11 protein-coding genes are annotated in these 14,017 nt (G+C 64.8%); 4 read left to right on the top strand and 7 right to left on the bottom strand.

All coding sequences use genetic code 11. From position 1 onward, the window contains the following. Positions 1–8: 8 nt before the first annotated feature. Positions 9–263, top strand: a complete 255-nt coding sequence (minE, locus tag JNB89_RS18550; protein ID WP_006048489.1) for a cell division topological specificity factor MinE — start codon at positions 9–11, stop codon at positions 261–263. Between the two features lie 197 nt (positions 264–460). Here minE and JNB89_RS18545 read toward each other — a convergent pair whose 3' ends face one another. Beyond that, entirely contained in the window at positions 461–1,897 is a 1,437-nt protein-coding gene (locus JNB89_RS18545) for a chloride channel protein (RefSeq protein ID WP_220363229.1), read from the bottom strand. A 211-nt stretch (positions 1,898–2,108) separates the two neighbouring features. Between JNB89_RS18545 and waaC the strand changes: the two genes are divergently transcribed. Then, positions 2,109–3,113, top strand: coding sequence for a lipopolysaccharide heptosyltransferase I (gene waaC / locus JNB89_RS18540; RefSeq protein ID WP_220363228.1), 1,005 nt, complete (start codon positions 2,109–2,111; stop codon positions 3,111–3,113). 639 nt (positions 3,114–3,752) lie between these two features. Further along, a complete protein-coding gene (locus tag JNB89_RS31240; protein ID WP_013338519.1) occupies positions 3,753–3,887 on the top strand; it encodes a hypothetical protein in 135 nt (44 codons plus the stop codon). A gap of 215 nt (positions 3,888–4,102) precedes the next feature. Here the strand turns inward: JNB89_RS31240 and JNB89_RS18535 are convergent, their stop codons facing one another. From JNB89_RS18535 to JNB89_RS18515, 5 genes are all read right to left on the bottom strand, one after another. Beyond that, entirely contained in the window at positions 4,103–4,282 is a 180-nt protein-coding gene (locus JNB89_RS18535; RefSeq protein ID WP_013338520.1) for a hypothetical protein, read from the bottom strand. 151 nt (positions 4,283–4,433) lie between these two features. Next, a complete protein-coding gene (locus tag JNB89_RS18530; protein WP_220363227.1) occupies positions 4,434–5,741 on the bottom strand; it encodes an MFS transporter in 1,308 nt (435 codons plus the stop codon). A 484-nt stretch (positions 5,742–6,225) separates the two neighbouring features. Continuing rightward, positions 6,226–6,762 carry an energy transducer TonB gene (locus tag JNB89_RS18525; protein ID WP_013338522.1) on the bottom strand — a complete coding sequence of 179 codons (537 nt, stop codon included), beginning with the start codon at positions 6,760–6,762 and terminating at the stop codon, positions 6,226–6,228. Between the two features lie 177 nt (positions 6,763–6,939). Then, entirely contained in the window at positions 6,940–8,346 is a 1,407-nt protein-coding gene (argH, locus tag JNB89_RS18520; protein ID WP_013338523.1) for an argininosuccinate lyase, read from the bottom strand. Positions 8,347–8,635: 289 nt separating this feature from the next. Then, positions 8,636–9,460 (bottom strand): helix-turn-helix transcriptional regulator, encoded by an 825-nt coding sequence (locus JNB89_RS18515; RefSeq protein ID WP_218741408.1) that lies wholly within the window; start codon positions 9,458–9,460, stop codon positions 8,636–8,638. Positions 9,461–9,649: 189 nt separating this feature from the next. Between JNB89_RS18515 and JNB89_RS18510 the strand changes: the two genes are divergently transcribed. Beyond that, a complete protein-coding gene (locus JNB89_RS18510) occupies positions 9,650–10,402 on the top strand; it encodes a class I SAM-dependent methyltransferase (RefSeq protein ID WP_218741407.1) in 753 nt (250 codons plus the stop codon). A gap of 160 nt (positions 10,403–10,562) precedes the next feature. Here the strand turns inward: JNB89_RS18510 and ppc are convergent, their stop codons facing one another. Continuing rightward, positions 10,563–13,838, bottom strand: coding sequence for a phosphoenolpyruvate carboxylase (ppc, locus tag JNB89_RS18505; protein WP_220363226.1), 3,276 nt, complete (start codon positions 13,836–13,838; stop codon positions 10,563–10,565). Between the last annotated feature and the right edge of the window lie 179 nt (positions 13,839–14,017).

Raw genomic sequence — 14,017 nt, 5'->3', positions numbered from 1 at the left:
CGCACGTTATGTCGATTCTTTCGTTTTTGCTGGGCGAGAAGAAGAAATCCGCGTCGGTAGCGAAGGAACGCCTGCAGTTGATCATCGCGCACGAGCGCGCCGGCGGCCATGCTCCCGCCGATTATCTGCCTGCGTTGCAACGCGAACTGGTGGCCGTGATTTCGAAGTACGTGAGGATCTCGGATGACGACATCCGCGTGAGCCTCGAACGCCAGGACGACCTCGAAGTGCTCGAGGTCAAGATCGAAATACCGCAGACCTGACGGGCGCGGCGGACAGAAGGGCAGGCGGGCACGTCGCGCTGACGGGCCGACCGATGCATCTGTTCGCGCCTGCCCGAGCTCACTGCGCAGCGCGCCAGCGCGAAGCATCGCGCAAAGCACCGCCGCGAAGCATGCGCGCAAAGCACCCGCGCATAGCACCCGCGCAAAGCACCAGCCTCACGGATTACCGCAACGGATCACCGCGGCCGATCAGCGGGTGCATCAGTTGGCGCGTCGCCTGACGGCGCGGGCCCATCGCCGTTGGCTGCTTCCGTCACCGCTTCAGGCGCCTCGACCTCCGGCACTTCGGGCACCGGAGCGGGCGCCGGCCGCGGCAGTGGCGCCAGGTAGCGCTCCGAAAGGGCTTCGTAAAGCGGCGGCGCAAAGACGCGTGCAACGCGGCTCGCGATCAGCGCGGTAGCCATCAGCGAGATCACGAGCGCGTGTCCGTTGATCATCTCCATCACGATCACAAACGACGTGATGGGCGATTGCGTGACGGCCGCCAGATAGCCCACCATCGCAAGCGCAATCAGCATCGGCAATTGCATGGAGCCGAACACCATATGCAGCAGATTGCCGAAGCCCGCGCCAATCGAGAGGGACGGCGCGAAGATGCCGCCCGGAATGCCGGGCAGGTACGAGCCGACCATCGAGATCATCTTGAGGAACGGATAGAACACGGATAACTGTTGGTTGCCGTCGAGCAATCCGCGCGCTTCGGCATAGCCGCTGCCGAAAGTGGTGCCGCCCGAAATCAGGCCGACTGCCGCGATCGCGAGGCCGCACAGCGCGGCGAACGCAACCGGCCGCTCGCCGTGCAGCTGGCGCAACGGCGCGGGAATCCAGCGCGCGGTGTTCAGCAGTAACCAGCCGAACACGCCGCCCGCGAGGCCGGTGACGATGGCAGTGAGCAGCACCGCCAGCGCAAGCAGATTGGGAAAGTGCGCGCCGATCTGAATCGTGCCGAAATACGTGTAGTTGCCGTTCAGCCCGAGCGCGATCACACCGGCAATGATGATCGCCGTAATGAGCACGCCGCTCGCGCGAGCCTCGAAGCTGCGCGTCAACTCCTCGATGGCGAACACAATACCGGCGAGCGGCGTATTGAATGCCGCCGACAAGCCCGCCGCCGCGCCGGCCAGCACCAGTTGCCGTTCGATCAGCGCATTCGAACGCGGATAGAGCCTGCGCAGATTGAACATGAGCGCGGCGCCCACCTGCACGGTCGGACCTTCGCGGCCGATCGTGAAGCCGCCGAGAATCGCGAGAAAAGACACCGCGATCTTGCCGAGCAGAATGCGCACTGACAGCAGCCGCGCGCCGTATTCGCCGGGCTTCGCATGAAGCGTAGCGATCACCTGCGGGATGCCGCTGCCCTCCGCGCCGCGGAAAAATTTGCGCGTGAGCCACACGGCGAGGGCGGCCACGGCGGGCGTGATGATGAGCGGCGCCCACACATGCTCGCGCTGCACCGTCCGGAATTCGCTATAGCCCCAGTCGATCAGCCGTGCGTAGAGCACCGCGACGAGCCCGACCGCGATTGCGCCCAGCCAGAAAATGCCGTATTGCCGCCAAAGGCGTCTGGCTCGACGCACGATCCCGAAGGAAGAAAGAGGTTGTGCTCGGGGCATGAGTCTGTGAGGAAGCAAATGACGAAGTATAAAGGGTGCAGACGCCCTGAAACGCTGTGAAAGCCTTGTGAAATGTAGTAAAAAGGCAGGTTGTAAGGCGCGCGTTGTAAGGCGCCGTATTATTGCCGGGCGCCTGTCTTGCCCGGTTCAGCAAAGACTATTCCATTCGTCGGCTAAAATGTTTTGACGTCTGAACAACCAAAGGCCCTTAATGAAGCGAGTCCTTATCGTCAAGGTCACGTCACTCGGCGATATCGTGCAAGCGCTGCCCGTCGTGGCTGATATCAAACGCGCATTTCCCGGCGTTCAGGTCGATTGGGCCGCGGACGAAGCATTCGCCGAAGTGGCGCAATGGTGCAAAGGCATAGACCGCGTGCTGTGCGCACCGCTGCGCCGCTTCAAGAAAGCGCGCCGCTGGGCCGACTTCAAGGCCATCGCGGCGTCCATTTCAGAGCTGCGCGCGCATCGGTACGACTACATTATCGACATTCACGGCGTGTACAAGAGCGCGATCATCGCGTTTCTGGCCCGCTCGTCGCGGCGCATCGGCTATCAGTCGCAAGATTTGGGCGAGCGCGGCGCCGCATTTGCGTACACCGGTCGCTTCGGTCCGCGTCCGCTATGCAATGCGTGGCACGGCATGCGCATCAGCGCAGGCGAGGCTCTGGGCTATGAGGTGCAAGGTCCGGCTGTTTACGATCTGAAATTGCCCGAACCGGCCAAGCCGTTGTTCGCGGATGAGCGCGCGCCCGTCGCAGCGCTTTTTCACGCCACGTCGAAAGACGACAAGAAATGGCCCGTCTCGCACTGGGGCGTGGTCGGCGCGGAACTGGCTGAACGGGGCTTTCGCGTGGTGCTGCCGTGGGGTTCCGAAAGCGAGCGGCAAGAGGCCGAGCAGATCGCCGCGCAGGTGCCGGGCGCAAGGGTGCTGCCTAAGCTGAGCGTCACTGAAATCGCGCAAATGATCGACGCATGCGCGCTGGTCGTCGGCACCGATACCGGCTTCGTTCACCTCGCGCATGCGCTGCAAAAGCGCACGGTGATGGTCTTCGTGGCGACTTCGCCGTCGCACTGCGGGGTGGAAGCGCCGTTCCGCTCGATCTCGGTGGGCGACGGCTTTTCGGTGCCGCCTATCAGCGACGTGCTCGGCGCAATCGACTACGTGCACCTCGATCCGCACGTTGTGGCCGCGGAGCGAGGCTCGGCTGCCGCTTGATAGCAACGCGCGGCGCAATCGTTTGCTCAAAGAAAAAGGGCGTGACGCGCACGGTGCCGGTTTGAACGGCCCTGCCACGTGACGCCCGCAAACGCCCGCGTCGGGGAACGTCGGGCGAAGAGGAACCGCATTGCTGCGTGAAATATGCGGCGTAAAGTGCTCGAAACTTGTTCACCGAGCGTTCGTTGCGCGCCACGCATGCATTACACGCTTGTTAAATCTGTCGCTTTTCGTTGGTCGTAAGCTTCGTTGCACCCGCCGCGATTGCACGGCTCGGGCAGGAATCCGGTCGATCATGCTGCTTGTGAGCGGCTTCAGGGCACCTTTGAATCCGCTTTCCAGTGGCGTTCCAGGCGCGTATGCGTGACGCACGTGCATCTTCGTCCAGCCAGGACGCATGAGGCATACGGCGCGTCGGCGGCGGGCACATGCAACGAGTATAGACGGTGTTTTTGACAGCTATCTAGCTGAACACCAATTCCCGACGTCACCCGTCCAGCGAGGCCAGGCCGCCTTCTCAAATATGTAACCCCGCCGTGATCTTCCCTTACAACTGGCAACGTTCTCGCAGGGGCGGGTCGTGTTCAATCGAGTCATTCGAGACCTCGGCTCGAACACACTGACTCGATGGAGAACAACATGAAACGCTTGATCCTCACCCTGCTCGCCGGCACTGTGCTTGCCACCATGCTGGGCGGCTGTATCGTCGCTCCGGCGCCGGGCTATTACTACGGCGGTGGCGGCTACTACCACCACGGCTATTACTATCGGTGAGATCGCTGGGCAGCCTCGACCGCTCAGGCGGGCGGCCCCTGAGTCGCTCAGCCGCTCAGCCGCTCAGCTGCTCAGCCGCTCAGCCGCTCAGCCGCTCAGCCGCTCAGCCGCGAAGCCGCGAAGCCGCGAAGCCGGCGAGCCGCTGAGCGGGCGGTCTTGCGCACCGCAGACCGCGGCTCGCGGCTCGCAAAAGACACAGAGGGAATAGGAGCGTGTCAGGCGACCAGCATTTCGAACGCGACCACGGCGGTAATGGCCGCCGCATTGGCGGCCAACGCCTCGACGACAATGCCCTTCCAACTGGCGGGACGAAAGCGCAGCGCGAGCAGCATTGAACACAAAAGCGCGAGCGCGATGATCATCACGATGTCGGCATTGTGAAGATGAAGATTCATCCGGGCCTCCCTGCTTACCGTGGGGTTTCTCGGATTCGAGTATAGGCAAGTCAAAAAGGCAGGCAAGGCAGGGGATTCACTCAGAGAAGCCCCGCCAGGCCGACACTCCGGCGATCGCCGCCGAAGCTCACTGCGTCGCGCAGCGCTGCCGTCACATCATGCGCGAGTCGCGTGTCTCGCGCATGCACAGCACGCCGATCATGCTGATAGCGGCTGCAATCGACACGTATGCGCCGACCCACGGCAACCCGCCGCGCGCAGCGAGCATCTGCGCGATATACGGTGCCACGGACGCCCCCAGAATCCCGCCGAGGTTGTACGACACGCCCGCGCCGGTATAACGCACATTGGTGGGGAACAGCTCGGGCAGCAGCGCGCCCATTGGCGCGAAGGTCACGCCCATCAGGAACAGCTCGATCACGAGGAACAGCAGCACGAGCGGCGTCTGCCCGCTGCCGAGAAGCGGCGCCATCGTGAAGCCGGACAGCACCGCCGCGACGATGCCCACGATCAGCACCGGCTTGCGGCCATACCGGTCGCTTGCCCGTGCCGAGAGCGGCGTAGCGAGCGCCATGAAGACCACGGCGATGCACAGTAGCCCGAGAAACGTCTGCCGCGGAATATGCAGCACCGAGACCCCGTACGACAGCGAGAAGGTCGTCGCGTTGTAGAACAGCGTGTAGCAGACCACCATCGCCAGTGCGCCGAGCAGCGTGGGCAGCCAGTGCTGCGACAGCAGCGTGGCGATGGGCACCTTGACACGCTCCTGCCGTTCGATAGCGGCCTGGAAAGCCGGCGTCTCGGCAATCTTCAGGCGCACGTACAGACCCAGCGCCACCAGCACAGCACTGACGAGGAACGGCACGCGCCAGCCCCAGCTACGGAACTGTTCGTCGGTGAGCGACATGGCGAGCGCGAAGAACAGGCCGTTGGACGCGAGAAAGCCGATTGACGGGCCCAGTTGCGGGAACATGCCGAACCACGCGCGCTTGCCGGCCGGCGCGTTTTCGGTGGCGAGCAGCGCCGCGCCGCCCCATTCGCCGCCAAGCCCGATGCCCTGGCCAAAGCGCAGAAGGCACAGCAGAATCGGCGCAAGGCTGCCGATCGTGTCGTAGCCAGGCACGAAGCCGATCAGCGTGGTCGAAATGCCCATCACGAGCAGCGACGCGACCAGTGTCGACTTGCGCCCAATGCGGTCGCCGAAATGGCCGAACAGAAACGAGCCGATGGGCCGCGCGACAAACGCAATGCCGAACGTGACGAAAGCCGATAAAGCCTGAGCCGTTGCCGACCCATGCGGAAAAAACACCGGACCGATGACGAGCGCCGCGGCGGTCGCATAGACGTAGAAGTCGTAGAACTCGATCGCGGTGCCGATGAAGCTCGCGAAAATGATCCGCCCGCTATGGGTTTGCCTGGCCGCATTGGGCCCGGCCGCGGAAATCGGCGATGTGGACATGCAGGGTCTCCATATGTGTCGTGACGCCGGTGGTTGCCGCCAGTACCTGCGACGGCGGCGCTCGCCCAGCGGCAGCCTTGTTGTCCGCAGTGCGGTCAGTCGGGCGGCGCGCGCGAGGCGGCGAGCTGAATCGGCATCTTTGTTGAGGTTCGCGCGCTTGTGCGCATCACGCGCCGAGGTTGCGTCGAGCGAGGACTCGCAACGCACAACCATACAACGCATTGCACAAAGGCGCTTGCGCGGCACGCACGGATGACGCGGTGCCGCGACAGGCTGCTGCGGGCACACCTGCGGATGAGCAGGCTGCCTGAGCGGTGCCGGAAGGCTCCGGCGGGGAATCGGAAAATTATAGCGAGCGTGGCGCTCGCGCAGCAAGGCGGGCGGCCGACCAGCGCGTCAGTCTCAGACCGAGCCACTCCCAGGATGACCCGCTCAGCCGACCCACCCACTCAATGAGTGCGGCCGACTCACCCAGTCGCCCCACCTAGTCGATAGTCAGCGCTTGCGGCGGGGCAAGTTCGCGCAACTGGAATTTGCCGTCGTCGTTGAACAGCCAGTCTTCGAAGAGTTCCAACTGGCCGCGGCCGTTCAGCAACTTGCCGGGCGGCAAGGGCAGCGGCGACGCACGCCGCAAGCTGGCGAGCGCGGTGCCTTCGGCTTCGTCGTCGCCATTGGTTCGATACACCGACGACTGCACCACGTGCCCGTTGCGATCCACGGTGAAGGACACCACGACGAGCGAGCGCAGCATCGCTTGCGGCGTGCCGCGCAGCACATAAGACGGGCTGCGCTCGACGATGCGCCGCGCAACGGCTTCGCGGTATTGATCCAGCGTGGCGCTGTTGACCGCCGCGGGCGGCGTGGCCACCGTCGTGCGTGGCGGCGGCGTGATCGTGCAGCCGGCGACAGTCAGCGCGAGCAAGGCCGTCACTGCCGTGCCGCGCGACAAGGTCGACCATGCGCAGCCGCGGCGCGCGCTGTATTGGGTTGGAGCAAGAAGAGAGCGCGTGCGGGTAAGCATGATGAACCACGAAAAAGGGCTGAACCTGTCTTGATGGTAGTCAAAAACCGCGCGGTTTCAATCCGCGTTCGCCCCTGTATCGGCGGGCATGCGCCCAACAAAAAAGGCGAACCCGTCAACGAGTTCGCCTTCGCGATTTGCCATGCTTGAGCGCCGTGGCGACGGCGCGTCCGCTCGTCAGTTCAACGCCTGCCGCGCGGCCTTGACCGCTGCGAGCACCTGCTCGGGCGCGGTTCCGCCCGGATGATTGCGGCTTGCCACCGAGCCTTCGAGCGTCAGATACGAGAACACGTCTTCGCCGATCAGATGCGCGACGTTCGGCAACTCGGCGCGCATTTCGTCGAGGGTGAGATCGGCGAGATCGCAACCGCGATCCGCGCAGATGCGCACGGCGAGCGCGACTGCTTCGTGCGCGTCGCGAAACGGCAGGCCGCGCTTGACCAGATAGTCGGCCAGATCGGTCGCCGTGGAAAAGCCCTGCAATGCGGCGTCGCGCATGGCTTGCGGCTTCACCGAAATGCCGGCCACCATTTCAGCGAAGATGCGCAGCGTATCGGCCACGGTATCGACCGTGTCGAACAGCGGCTCCTTGTCTTCCTGATTGTCCTTGTTGTATGCGAGCGGCTGGCCCTTCATCAGCGTGAGCAGCGCCATCAGGTGCCCGTTCACGCGGCCCGTCTTGCCGCGCGCGAGTTCGGGCACGTCCGGGTTTTTCTTCTGCGGCATGATGGACGAGCCGGTGCAGAAGCGGTCGGCGAGATCGATAAAGCCGACGCGCGGGCTCATCCACAGCACGAGTTCTTCGGAGAAGCGCGAGATGTGCGTCATGACCAATGCCGAGGCGGCCGTGAATTCGATCGCGAAGTCGCGGTCGGAAACCGCGTCGAGCGAATTGGCGCAGATGCCGTCGAAGCCGAGCGTCTTCGCCACGGCATGACGGTCGATCGGATAGCTCGTGCCGGCGAGCGCGGCTGCGCCGAGCGGCAGGCGGTTCACGCGCTTGCGGCAATCCAGCATGCGCTCGGCGTCGCGTGAAAACATTTCGACGTAGGCGAGCAGGTGATGGCCGAACGTGACGGGTTGCGCGACCTGCAAGTGCGTGAAGCCGGGCATGATGGTCGACGCGTTTTTCTCCGCCATGTCGAGCAGCGCGGTGCGCAACTCCTTCAGCAATTCGCCGATACGGTCGATCTCGCCGCGCAGCCACAAGCGGATATCCGTTGCGACCTGATCGTTACGCGAGCGGCCCGTGTGCAGACGCTTGCCCGCGTCGCCGATCAGCGCGGTCAGGCGCGCCTCGATGTTCAGGTGCACGTCTTCCAGGTCGAGTTGCCACTCGAACTCGCCGCGCTCGATTTCACCCTTGATCTGCGCCATGCCGCGTTGGATCGCGGCGAGGTCGTCGGCGGCGATGATCTTTTGCGCGGCCAGCATCGAGGCGTGCGCGAGCGACCCTTCAATGTCGACGAGTGCCAGACGCTTGTCGAAGAAAACCGACGACGTGTAGCGTTTGACGAGCTCCGACATCGGCTCCGAGAAGCGAGCCGACCAGGCTTCGCCTTTTTTGTGCAGTTGGGACGTCATGGTGTTGGGCAATTGAGCAGCGGTTAAAGGGCAGTGGAGCGGGCGGTGAAGCGGCTGACGGCGCGAATGCAACGACACGGCTGCCTACGCCGCGCAAGCGGGAAAGAACGCGATTTTAACACCGGCGACAGGCCGCCCCGGCGACTGAGAGGCTCGGCGCGCGCGACGCCGCTTGGGCGATGCGAACTGAGCAGCGGAGCGTGCGGGGTTGGCGGGCGCGAGTTGCGCTGAGTCGGCGGCAGTCGGTGGGGGCTCGCGCGGGTTGACAGCGGAAAGCCCGCACCGGGCGCTACTCGCGCACCAGCACGACGAGTTTCAGATCTTCGCGATGCGCGGGCTTGAAAGTGATCTGATCGTAGACGAGCCGGCCCTCGCGCGGGTGGTTGAACTCGCGCCGCCCGCCTTCGCGGCCGCCCACGTCCTGCGAAGCCCAGAAGCGCGCGAACGCGTCGCTCGCCGCGCTCAAGGAATCGATCAGCGCACGCGTGGGCGCGTCGCTCAAGTGACGGATGGAATCCGCACGGAACTCGGCGGCAAGCCGCCGCGCGCGGGTTTCCCAGTCGACGATCAGCTCGCGCGCCGCCGGCTCCGTGAACGTATAGCGCAGCAGATTGCGGTCGTGCGTGCCGTCCAGCCAGCCGACGAACAACCCGGCCGCGCGCTCGTTCCACGCGAGCGCGTTCCATTGACGGTCGAGCACGTAGGCCGGCGTGTTCACGAGTTGCACCGTTTCCAGCAGCGTGGCGGGCGCGTCGGCGGCGGCCGGGTCGGGTTCGGCCGGATCGCGCTGCGCCGCCAGCTCGAACAGATACGCGCGTTCGGCGCGCGACAGTTGCAACGCGACAGCAATGCGCGCGAGCGCGTCCGCGGAAGCGGAAACCGGACGCCCTTGCTCGATCCACGTGTACCACGTCGGACTTACCCCGCACAGTTGAGCGACTTCCTCGCGACGCAGGCCGGGCGTGCGGCGGCGCGGGCCCGGCGGCAGGCCGAGCGCCTGCGGTGACAGCCGTTCGCGATGCGCGCGGATAAAGTCGCCGAGCGCGCGGGCCGGAGTGGCCTCGAGCGGCGGCGGGTGATCGGCGGAAGCGGGCTGACTGGTTCGCGGGGTCATTCGATTCTTGCAGCGCGTGAAGAAAGTGGTGAAGAGGGTGGTTTAGATACCAGAATAATTGCTTAACTTGTACTGGTACTGAACGGGCTCTATTGTATCGGCGTAGCGGCATGAACGGCAGGCCGCGCTGCCGGGCGCTACACGCGGACCCACACGATACTTGTCCCACGCAGACAACCGGAGCTACTCATGAAGCATCACGATCAGGTCGCCGACGCCTTTGGCTCGACCGCCGCCGCCTATTTGACGAGTCCAACCCATGCAAGCGGCGCCGACCTGCGCACGCTCGCCGACGCGGTTGCCGCGACGCCGGGCGCAACGGTGCTGGACATGGGCTGCGGCGCCGGCCACGCGAGCTTCGCCGTGGCGCCGCACGCAAAAGAGGTGGTCGCGTACGACATTGCTGCGCCGATGCTTGCCACCGTCGAAGGGGCGGCGAAGGAGCGCGGCCTCGCCAACATTTGCACCCAGCAGGGCGCCGCTGAAAGCCTGCCGTTCGACGATCACACGTTCGACTGGGTGATCAGCCGCATGAGCGCGCACCACTGGCACGACGTCGCGCCCGCGCTGGCCGAAGTGCGGCGCGTGCTGAAGCCGGGCGGCAGAGTGTTGTTCATCGACATTGCGGGCACCGACCATCCGCTGCTCGATACGCATCTTCAGGCTATCGAACTGTTGCGCGACGGCTCGCACATTCGCGATTACCGCGCCGACGAATGGCTCGCGATGTTCGAAGCCGCGGGCTTCAAGGCGTCGATTCGCGAGCGTTGGCGCATCGACATCGAGTTCAGCTCGTGGGTTGCTCGCATGCGCACGCCCGAGCCGCGCGTGGTCGCGATCCAGTCGCTGTGGCGCGGCGCGCCGGATGAAGTGCGGCAGTATTTCGACGTGCAGGAAGACGGCTCGTTCAAGCTGGATGCATTGATGATCGACGCGCGCTGAGCGCTGCGAATGCGATTGCTGCGTCGACCTCGAGCATCGCCCGCAACACAACCGCACGCGCCAAAAACAAAGCCGGCCGTGGCAACACCTCCACGTCCGGCTCCGTCGATTCAAAGCGCAGCGGCGCCCGCAAGACACGCCGCCGCCCGCTTCGCAAGCGCTAGCCCGTATTGCGCAAGCCCGCCGCGATCCCGTTGATGGTCAAATGAATTCCGCGCCGCACGCGCGCGTTGGTATCGCCCGCACGGTGACGTTTGAGCAGTTCGACCTGCAGGTGATTGAGCGGATCCAGATACGGAAAACGGTTCTTGATGGAACGCGCGAGCAGCGGATTTTCCGCAAGCCGCTCGCTCTTGCCGCTGATCTCCGACAAGACCTTGGAAGTGCGCTCCCATTCCGCGACGATCCGCTCGAACACATGCTTGCGCAGCTTCTTGTCGGACACGAGCGCCGCATAGCGCGAGGCCACCGCAAGGTCGGTCTTCGCGAGCACCATGTCCATATTCGAGAGCAGTGTCGAAAAGAACGGCCAGCTCTTGTGCATCTTCTTGAGCAGCGCAAGGCGGCGTGCGCGTTCGGCGTCGCTCGGCGCGCCGTCGAGATACGCGCCGACCGCGCTGCCAAAGCCATACCATCCGGTCAGCAGCAGGCGGCACTGGCCCCACGAGAAGCCCCAGGGAATCGCGCGCAGGTCTTCGATCTTGCGATGCTTCGGGTCCTGCAATTTGCGCGACGCCGGACGGCTGCCAATGTTCAGTTCCGCGATCTCCGAGATCGGCGTCGACTCGAAGAAATACTCCTTGAAACCGGGTGTTTCGTACACGAGCGCGCGGTACGAGGCCATCGCCGCGTCGGAAAGCTGCTGCATCGTTTCTTCGAATGCGGGCAGCTCGGCGGGCGCATTGCCATGCGGCAGCAGCGACGCTTCGAGCGTCGCCGCGACCACCGTTTCCAGGTTGCGCCGGCCGATTTCCGGATTGCCGAACTTGCTTGCGATCACCTCGCCTTGCTCGGTCAGGCGGATCTGGCCGTCGACCGTGCCAGGCGGCTGCGACAGAATCGCCTGATAGGTCGGACCGCCGCCACGGCCGACGGTGCCGCCGCGTCCGTGGAACAGGCGCAGCGTGATGCCGCGCTCGTTGAAGAGCGAGACGAGCGCGAGTTCGGCGCGGTACAGCTCCCAATTCGACGTGAGGAAGCCGCCGTCCTTGTTGCTGTCCGAATAGCCGAGCATCACTTCCTGCTCGTTGCCCTGGTGCTCGATGATCGAGTCGGCGCCCGGCAGCGCAAGCAGATCGCGCATGATGTGCGGCGCGTTGCGCAGATCGGGGATCGTCTCGAAGAGCGGGATCACCATGAGCGCCGCCTTCGCAGGATCGTTCGGATTGCCGAGTTGTCCCTGCAGCAGGCCGGTCTCTTTTTGCAGCAGCATCACTTCCACCAGATCGCTGACCGTTTCCGTGTGCGAAATGATGTAGTTGCGCACCGCGCGCGCGCCGAATTTCTCGCGCGTGACGCGAGCCTGTTCGAGCACGCCGAGTTCGCTTTTCACGAGATCCGAGTACTCGGCATACGGCAGGCGCAGCGGGCGCGGCTGCGCGAGTTCCGCGAGCAGCACTGCGAGCTTCTCGCTTTCGGAGAGCGCCGCGTAGTCGTCGTGCACGCCCGCGCGCTTGAGCAGTTCCGCGATCACCGCTTCGTGAATGTCCGAGCTCTGGCGCAAGTCGATGCTCGCCAGATGGAAGCCGAACACTTCCGCTGCGCGCGCGAGCGGCGCAAGACGCGGCGCGGCAAGCGGCGCACCGTGGTGCGCGGCGAGCGAATCGATCAGCACATGCAGGTCGCGCACGAACTCCGAGGCGTCGTCATACGGGGTTGCGCGGATCGGCGCTGCGCCGCGGCCCGCGCTGCGCAGCGGCACGCTGCCTTCGCCGAGGCGCACCCGTGCGCTTGCGGCGAGCCGCGTGTACATGCCGATCAGCGCGCGCCGGTACGGCTCGTCCGTGCGATGCGGCGAGCGGTCCGGCGAAATGTCGGCGAGCGCTTTCAGCTCGTCGCTTGCGCCCGCGAGCAGATTCGATACGGACAACTCGGCGCCCAGCTTGTGCACCTGCTCCAGATAGTGCTCGAAGATCACCTCGGCCTGGCGCGCAATGGCGTGCTCGAGCGTCTCGGCGGTGACGTTCGGGTTACCGTCGCGGTCGCCGCCGATCCAACTGCCCATCTGGAAGAAGGGCGGCAGGCGTGCTTCGAGGCCGTGCTCTTTCAGCGCTTCTTCGATGTCGGCATAGAGCGCGGGGATTTCTTCGAGGAAAGTCGCGCGGTAGTACGACAGTGCGTTCTCGATTTCGTCGGCCACGGTGAGGCGCGAATCGCGCAGCATGCGCGTTTGCCATAGCGACGTGACGCGTGCGCGCAACATGGTCTCGTTGTGCGCGCGTTCGCGCTCGGTCAACTGCTGGTCGCGCTCGGCGAGCAGGCGCGCGACGTCGTGCTCGGCGTCGAGAATGCTCTTGCGCTGCACTTCGGTGGGGTGCGCCGTCAGCACGGGCACGATCAGCGCGTCGTTGAAGAACTGTTGCAGCACCGGCGTCGCGGCGGCGCCCGCTTCGACCAGTCTCTCCAGCGCATAGGCAATGCTGCCGGGCTGCGCGGCGGAGCCTGCCAGCGCGTGAATGCGGTGACGGCGATTGCGGTGACGGTCTTCGGCGATGTTGGCGAGATGCGAGAAGTAGCTGAACGCACGCACCACGCTCACCGTTTGTTCGGGGCTTAGCGAGCGCAGCTTTTTGTCGAGCGTTTGCGCGGCGGCGTTGTCATCCTCGCGGCGAAAGCGCACGGCTGTCTGCCGGATCGTTTCGACGACGTCGAACACTTCGTCGCCTTCCTGTTCGCGCAGCACGTCGCCAAGCAGCCGTCCGAGGTAGCGGATGTCCTGGAAGAGCGGATGGTCCTTGTCGTCGCGCGTGCGGCCGTTGGTTTTCGGCGCGGCGGCCGACGCGTCCGCGGAGATGGCTGGCAGGGCCGGCGTGGGGCCGGCGGCTTCGCCTTTCGTCTTCTTCGTGGAAGGAACCGCCTCGCTGGACTTGCCCGGCTTCGGCATCTTCAGGGCTTTGTCTTCTTTATCGGCTTTGACCGCCTTGTCAGCTCTATCGGCTTTACCGGCTTTGTCCGCTTTGACGGGCAAGGAGGTTTTGCCTGCCTTGCCGGCTTTCAGGGCCTTGGTGGCTGTAGCGGCGTTGCTGGCTTTTTCGGCCTTGGCGGCTTGAGAGGCCGTGGCGGCCTTCGCGCCCGACGTCGCGCGTTTGACCTTGCCAGCCGGAGCGGCGTCGGCCGCGATGGGTGCCGAAGCCGGGAACGCGCCGGCGTCGGCAGTGGAAGCGTTGGGCGATGCAGTGTTGCGGCGGGCTGAGCGCGCCGATCCAGAAGACGTCACGATGGGTTTCCTCAGGGAAGCCAGGGTCTGTTAAGTGATGAACTGCTACTGCGGAACTCGAAACTGCACTGAACTGCAACGTGAACTGCATGAAGCGGTATGCACCGATGACGATACGTCGGAGAGGAGGGCCGCGCTCGCACGAACTCTGCATACGGCGCATGTTGCGCCGCATTGAA

It is taken from the genome of Paraburkholderia phenoliruptrix (assembly GCF_019511605.1).
GTDB classification, from domain to species: domain Bacteria; phylum Pseudomonadota; class Gammaproteobacteria; order Burkholderiales; family Burkholderiaceae; genus Paraburkholderia; species Paraburkholderia phenoliruptrix_A.
The sequence above is the reverse complement of the archived record's forward strand: the minus strand, read 5'-3'. Positions and strand labels throughout refer to the sequence as shown.

Bases quoted from the DNA above. Each gene is read 5' to 3' on its own strand.
- JNB89_RS18510 (WP_218741407.1), top strand. From the start codon at position 9,650: ATGAAGCATCACGATCAGGTCGCCGACGCCTTTGGCTCGACCGCCGCC.
- JNB89_RS31240 (WP_013338519.1), top strand. From the start codon at position 3,753: ATGAAACGCTTGATCCTCACCCTGCTCGCCGGCACTGTGCTTGCCACC.
- JNB89_RS18535 (WP_013338520.1), bottom strand. From the start codon at position 4,282: ATGAATCTTCATCTTCACAATGCCGACATCGTGATGATCATCGCGCTC.
- minE (WP_006048489.1), top strand. From the start codon at position 9: ATGTCGATTCTTTCGTTTTTGCTGGGCGAGAAGAAGAAATCCGCGTCG.
- waaC (WP_220363228.1), top strand. From the start codon at position 2,109: ATGAAGCGAGTCCTTATCGTCAAGGTCACGTCACTCGGCGATATCGTG.
- argH (WP_013338523.1), bottom strand. From the start codon at position 8,346: ATGACGTCCCAACTGCACAAAAAAGGCGAAGCCTGGTCGGCTCGCTTC.
- JNB89_RS18525 (WP_013338522.1), bottom strand. From the start codon at position 6,762: ATGCTTACCCGCACGCGCTCTCTTCTTGCTCCAACCCAATACAGCGCG.
- JNB89_RS18545 (WP_220363229.1), bottom strand. From the start codon at position 1,897: ATGCCCCGAGCACAACCTCTTTCTTCCTTCGGGATCGTGCGTCGAGCC.
- JNB89_RS18515 (WP_218741408.1), bottom strand. From the start codon at position 9,460: ATGACCCCGCGAACCAGTCAGCCCGCTTCCGCCGATCACCCGCCGCCG.
- JNB89_RS18530 (WP_220363227.1), bottom strand. From the start codon at position 5,741: ATGTCCACATCGCCGATTTCCGCGGCCGGGCCCAATGCGGCCAGGCAA.